The organism is uncultured Campylobacter sp. (assembly GCF_938031315.1).
Classification (GTDB): domain Bacteria; phylum Campylobacterota; class Campylobacteria; order Campylobacterales; family Campylobacteraceae; genus Campylobacter_B.
Genome location: NZ_CALHHT010000182.1, coordinates 1 through 3,894 on the forward strand (window position 1 = coordinate 1; position 3,894 = coordinate 3,894).

Consider the following 3,894-nt stretch of genomic DNA (forward strand, 5'->3'; position numbering starts at 1 on the left):
ACGTATCGAGCGGCGCGTGAGCGAGCTCGGTTTTGACAGCCTTCAGATCGTCCGACCGCCGTTAATCTTGGGCGAGAGGTCGGATGCTCGCCCGCTAGAACGGCTCGCGGCGGCGGTTTTTAAACTGCTGCCCGCCTGCGTGCTCGGTAAATTTAGACCGCTTAGCGGCGCAAGTATCGCTCGCGCGATGATAAATGCAGCTCGCAGCGACGCGCGCGGCGTGCAAATCTACGAGCCGCGGGAATTTCTATAAATCGTGGATGGAATTTTAGCGTAAGAGCGGGGCTTTGGTTAAATTTAAAACCGAGCCCTAGGCGCAGCGGGTAAAAATTTAAAATTTCAAGCCGAATGGTCGCGGATGAAATTTTAAATTTTACCCACAGCCTAGCATTAAATTTAGCCGAGATGGAGCGGCTGCATTTCGGTAGAGCGGGGCTAGAACAGCTCGCGCTTCAGCCTAAAGATGCGCCTATAAATCGCGCTGTCTAGCTCGTCGCCGCTAAGAAAATCCAAATGATCCTGCCGCATCGCCTCATCCATAGCATAAAATGGCGAGGCGGGCAACAGGCTCTCAAACAAAGACGCGCCGCCGCAAAACGCGCATCCGCCGTCTCCGCCTTTGAAATACGCAGGCGCGCTAACGATCTCCACGGCGTAGGGGTCAGAAGCGATGAATAGCCCGAATAAATTTGGCTCAAATAGCGAAAATTTCGGATTTTTCGGCTGCTGTGCGTGCGGCAGAGCGACTTCGCTCGGATCGGGCTCGTCGCCGAAGCGCCAAAGCATGCGCACCCCGCAGCTCGCCAGATACTCCCACTCATCCTCGCTAGGCAGGCTAAAGCCCGATGTTTGCAGGCTTGACTCAAGCTCCTCGTGCGTCACGTCTCTAAACAAAAACGCTCGAATTTTGCCCTCTTCGCGCACCAGCTTTAGCGCGCCGCTAAGGGTTAGCACCGAGGAGCTTTTATATTCGCCGCGCAAAAACTGCTCTATATCGCGCTCGTAAGCCTTAAGTCTCGCATCGTCTGCGCCGGCCTCAACCCAGCTAAGCTCGCTCGCCCTGCGTTCGGCCAGCATCGCTGGAATTTTAGCGCGGCGAAGCGGCGAGGTCTGCTGCGCGACGTATTCGCGTAGGCTCTGCTCGCTGCCGCAAAATTCGCACTGCTCTTTGATTTTCGCTGCCGAAATTTCATCCAAAACGGCGAAATCATCCCATCCAAGCAGGGGCTCGCCGCTTGGAATAAAAACAAATTCGCTCCCTTTAAAATCAAAAACGCCCGTCTCGAAGCTGTCGCCGCCGCATCTAAACGTAGCCAAATTTAAAAATTTAAACTGCGGATGCGCGGCTGAAATTTTAAGCATCAAATTTTGCTTTTCGCTAGGATTTAGCGCTTCAAATTCCTCTTTGTTCATCTACCGCTCCTTGGTTAAATTTGGCGAATTTTAGCAGACGCGCGAGTAAAAACGGATTAAGCGGTGAAATTCTGCTTTAGGTTTTGCGCCTCGTCCAGCCTGCTTGCAAAATTTCGTCCCGCCGCGAAATTGCGATATAATGGCTAAAGAAATTTAAAGCTCCCGCTGCTCGTTTAAGCAAGCCTTTATGCGGGCGCGATTTTGAAGCGATTTTTGCGTAGTAAAATTTGATAAATTTACCCAAAAGGAGCGAATATGCGTAAGAATTTTTTCGGTTCTATCGTTTTGGCTGCGGCCTTAGCAGGCGGCGCGTTTATAGCGGTGCCGCAGACTGCGAGTGCGGGCGTTTTGGCGCATCAGGTAAAAACCCAGGGCGAGCTTGGCTCGGTGTTTATCAACCCTTACGACGTGGCGCCTCTAACGGCCGTCATCGATAGGGCGGGCAAGGACATCAAGGATATCCACGTGCGGGTGCTAGGAAAACCTAACGGCGGCATCGACATCGTCTATAACGTCTCCGAGCATGCGCTACTGACGCACGACGGCGTGCCGATCTGGGGGCTGTATCCGGACTATCTAAACGAGGTCGAAGTAAGCTACGTTTTTAACGGCGAAAAGAAGGTCGAAAAGTATAAAATTTACGCTCAGCCGATCGTGACGTATAGCCGAGATTATAGATTTAGCCACATGCAAAAGATGAAGGTCAAAAAGGTCGATCCTGCGTTTAAAAACAGGCTCTATCTCATCAACAACACGATCACGAGCGTCTATAAGCCGCTTGATTGGAAAAACGGCGGTGCTGCTAGCTGGAATGATTTCACCGAAAATTTCGTCGTCGATACGCAGGGCGAGGTCAGATGGTATCTGGACTATCAGAAATTTTATGACCGCAGCGAGCGCAGAGTGATGGACGGCGGCATGATGATGGGCTTTCATCAGCTGCCAAACGGCGATCTGAGCTGGGGCATGGCGCAGCGATATATGCGCTACGATATGATGGGCAAGGAGGTGTATAATCGCGAGCTGCCGCGCGGCTACATCGACCTTAGTCACGAGGTGATGCCGCTAAAAAATGATCACTTGCTGCTTCGCGTCGGTAAATACAACTACCACCACGCAGACGGCAGGATCTCGCACACGATCAGAGATCACATCATCGAAGTGGACGGCAGCGGCAAGGTCGTGGACGAGTGGGATCTGAATGAAATTTTCGGTAAAAACGTTTATCGCAGCAACCTCATCAAGGCCCTTGACGCTCGCGCCGTATGCCTAAATATCGATATGGACGCCAAAGAGATCAAAATCAGCGACGATCTGCCTTTCGGCGACGTGACCTCGACCGGCACTGGACGCAACTGGGCGCACGTAAACTCGATCTCATATGACCCTAGCGACGACAGCATCATCCTCTCGCTTCGCCACCAAGGTATAGTTAAGATCGGCCGCGACAAAAAGGTAAAATGGATCCTAGCGTCGCCTGAGGGCTGGAGCGCGGACTTTAAAGAAAAAGTGCTAGTTCCCGTGGATAAAAACGGCAACAAAATCAAATGCGAAAACTCAAAATGCGAGGGCGATTTCGACTGGTCGTGGACGCAGCACACCGCGTGGCTCACTCCGCGCTACGATAACAAGGGCTCTGTAAAGCACATCAGCGTATTTGACAACGGCGACGGCCGCGGTATGGAGCAGCCTGCGCTAAAAGAGCAAAAATACTCCCGCGCGGTCGAGTACAAGATCGACGAGAAAAAGGGCACGGTCGAGCAGACGTGGGAGTTTGGCAAGGAGCGCGGATTTGACTTCTATAGCGCGGTTACGAGCGTCGTGGAGTGGCAAAAGGATAAAAGCACGTATTTCATCTCAAGCTCGAACGTCTATCTGCTAAAGCCCGATAAAACGATCAAAATGGTGCTCGTGGAGATCGATCCTAAAACAAACGACGTCAAATTTGAAATGGACGTGGAGTCTGCGTCGAGAGACGACGTGGCCTACCGCGCGATGGTGATCGATCCGAATATCTTTGAGTATTAAATTTAGCTAAATTTAGCCTTTGCTCGCCGCCCAGCGCTAGTTGCCGCAGCGAGCGGGGCTAGATTTTGTGCTGCCGGCAGCCGTAGGTCGGAATTTTGCCCGCTATATTTACTTGCCGCCGCCAAAATTCGGCACTTGGCTAGCTTAAATTTAGTGCGATCGCCGCAGTTAAATTTAGAATTTACGCGGCGGGGCGTTTGCGCTTCGCCGCTTCGCGCTTTTGGCGCCTGCGATGCGGCGAGCGGGGATTTACGGTGCGGCGGGATTAAATTTGAAAGAGGAATTTAGCCCGCCGTCTAGCTAAAAGAGAGGAGCTCCAAAACTGTATTGGATACCTCATAGCGGAACGACTTACCGCTTTGCAGGATAAAAAATGACAAAGAATATTACCGTTTGGATTTTTAGCGTACTGTTTTTGCTGATTACTTGTGTAGGGATCAAAGATTTTTATCA

At 51.6% G+C, this 3,894-nt stretch carries 3 protein-coding genes and 1 pseudogene; 2 read left to right on the forward strand and 2 right to left on the reverse strand.

Features of this window, described 5'->3' with window-relative positions; translation table 11 throughout:
* Nucleotides 1-253, forward strand: a pseudogene (locus Q0236_RS04765) (oxidoreductase); the annotation flags it as partial.
* 182 nt (nucleotides 254-435) lie between these two features.
* Here Q0236_RS04765 and Q0236_RS04770 read toward each other — a convergent pair.
* Nucleotides 436-1,413, reverse strand: coding sequence for a hypothetical protein (locus tag Q0236_RS04770; RefSeq protein WP_297915622.1), 978 nt, complete (start codon nucleotides 1,411-1,413; stop codon nucleotides 436-438).
* A 255-nt stretch (nucleotides 1,414-1,668) separates the two neighbouring features.
* Between Q0236_RS04770 and Q0236_RS04775 the strand changes: the two genes are divergently transcribed.
* Complete coding sequence (locus tag Q0236_RS04775) at nucleotides 1,669-3,441, forward strand: aryl-sulfate sulfotransferase (RefSeq protein WP_297915624.1); 1,773 nt, start codon at nucleotides 1,669-1,671, stop codon at nucleotides 3,439-3,441.
* A 265-nt stretch (nucleotides 3,442-3,706) separates the two neighbouring features.
* On the opposite strand, the gene Q0236_RS04780 is transcribed toward Q0236_RS04775, so the two are convergent.
* Nucleotides 3,707-3,894: hypothetical protein (locus Q0236_RS04780; RefSeq protein WP_297915626.1), on the reverse strand; the 188-nt coding region annotated here is incomplete at its 5' end.